Source organism: Corallococcus praedator, assembly GCF_003612125.1.
Taxonomy (GTDB): Bacteria; Myxococcota; Myxococcia; order Myxococcales; family Myxococcaceae; genus Corallococcus; species Corallococcus praedator.
In genome coordinates, this window is sequence record NZ_RAWI01000698.1 from 1 (window position 1) to 2,239 (window position 2,239).

At 70.9% G+C, this 2,239-nt stretch carries 1 protein-coding gene; it reads right to left on the minus strand.

Annotation, left to right across the window (positions count from 1 at the left end; translation table 11 throughout):
• Positions 1-501 precede the first annotated feature (501 nt).
• A complete protein-coding gene (locus D7Y13_RS40980) occupies positions 502-2,172 on the minus strand; it encodes an amidase (protein ID WP_370451696.1) in 1,671 nt (556 codons plus the stop codon).
• Positions 2,173-2,239 lie beyond the last annotated feature (67 nt).

Genomic DNA, 2,239 nt, shown 5'->3' on the forward strand with positions numbered 1-2,239 from the left:
GCCACGTCATGAGCAGCCCCACGAGCAGCGCCGCCACCCCCGAGCGCAGCGATGCCTGGAGGATGGGCGCGATGTCGTGCGCGGCCAGCTTGATGGCCACCTGCTGAATGCCCCAGAGGGCGCACAGCAACAACATCACCTGGAAGCTGAACGCGTCAGCGTTGCGACGCAGGCTCATGGGCGCACTGCCGCCGGGTGGAGTGACGAGACGAAGATGACAGGACGGAGGGCGTGCGCGATGTGGGACATGGTGGGGTGTCCGGGGGCGGACCTGCCCTTGATTAACCGTTACCGCCTTGCGGGGACAGCACATCGACCCTTACCGCATGAATCGTTACCAACCCGGAGCAGGGCGGATGCCACAAGATGGGCGTGCGGCACGGCAAGGTCTGGTCAGGCAGGAAGAAGGGCAGGCGGACGTCCACCTTGAAGGCCGGACACCTCCGCCAGTGCGTCTGGGCCTACAACAAGTGCAGCCCGACCTACGAATAACCGTCCGGTCTACGCGCCGCGCAGGTCCACGCTCCGGACGAACCCGGGCTTGCGCCGCGCGTGCGAGGCCTGCTCGTAGGCGTAGGCGAGCTTGAACAGCACGGGCTCGCTCCAGGCGCGGCCAATGAAAGACACTCCCACCGGCAGCCCGTGCACATCGCCCGCGGGCACCGTGATGCTCGGGTAGCCGGACACCGCTGCGGGCGTGGAGCTGCTGCCCAACCAGTGGTCACCCAGCACCAGGTCGATGGGGCCCGCCGGTGCCTGCGTCGGGGCCACGAGCGCATCCAGCTTGTGCTTGTTCATCACCGCGTCCACGCCCTCCGCGCGCGAGAACCGGCGGCACGCCGCGAGCGCCTTGCGGTAGGCGGGGTCGGTGAGCGGGCCCTTCTCCCGCGCCTGGAGCAGCAGCTCCTGGCCGAAGTAGGGCATCTCGCGATCGCGGTGCTTCTCATTGAAGGCGATGAGGTCCGCTAGCGTGCGCACCGGAGCGCCCTCACCGAGCTGTGCGAGGTAGGCCTCGAGGCCCGCCTTGAACTCGTAGAGCATCACCTCGAGTTCGGGCCCGTCGAGCTTGTCCACGTTGGGCAGGGGCGCGGGGTCCACCAGCACCGCGCCCTGCGCCTTCATCAATTCGAGCGCGCGCTCCACGACCGCGTCGGTGGCCGGGTGGTAGCCGAAGAAGCGCTCGCGCGGCACACCGATGCGCGCGCCCGCGAGCCCCTTCGGGTCGAGGAACTGTGTGTAGTCCGCGTGGGCATGGCCTCGACCCGTGGCGGTGACCGCGTCGCGTGGGTCCTCGCCCGCGAGCACGCCCAGCAGCACCGCGGCGTCCGCCACGCTGCGCGTCATGGGGCCTGCGGTGTCTTGCGTCGCGGAGATGGGGATGATGCCCGCGCGGCTCACGAGGCCCACCGTGGGCTTCAGCCCCACCAGCGAGCACGCGGAAGCAGGCGAGACGATGGAGCCGTCCGTCTCGGTGCCCACCGCCACGGCGCAGAAGTTGGCCGCGGTGGCGGCGCCCGAGCCGGAGCTCGAACCGGAGGGGGTCCGGTCCAGCGCGTAGGGGTTGCGGCACAGGCCGCCGCGCGCGCTCCAGCCGCTCATCGCGTGCGTGGAGCGGAAGTTGGCCCACTCGCTGAGGTTGGTCTTGCCCAGGAGGACGGCGCCGGCGGCGCGCAGCCGCTCCACGATGAAGGCGTCGCGCGGAGGCACGGCGCCCACCAGCGCGAGCGAGCCCGCGGTGGTCTGCATCCGGTCCGCCGTGGCGATGTTGTCCTTGAGGAGCACGGGGATGCCGTGCAGCGGCCCGCGTGAGCCCTTCGCCTTGCGCTCGGTGTCCAGCGCCTCGGCCATCGCGAGCGCGTCGGGGTTGAGCTCGATGACGGAGCACAGCGGCAAGTCCCCCGTGCGGTCGAGCGCGCGGATGCGATTGAGATAGGCCTCCGTCAGCCCGCGCGCGGTGTGCTTGCCGGACTCAAGGCCCGCCCGCAGCTGCGCGACCGTCGCCTCTTCAAACGCGAAGGTCCCGGCCGCGGCGGAGGCCGTCGAGGTGGCGGGCGGCGACTCCGCGTGCGCATCCCGGGCGGTCAGCGCCCCGGTGACGGCCGCAGCGGCCCCGAGGAGCGTGCGGCGGGAGAGGCCAGTCGGGTTGACGTTGGAGGGAGCGGTCTTCTTCATCATGGAGCGGGCACGCAGGGTGGGAAGGGGGCTCCAAGTGGACCAGATGCCCCCTCTGGGAGGAAGG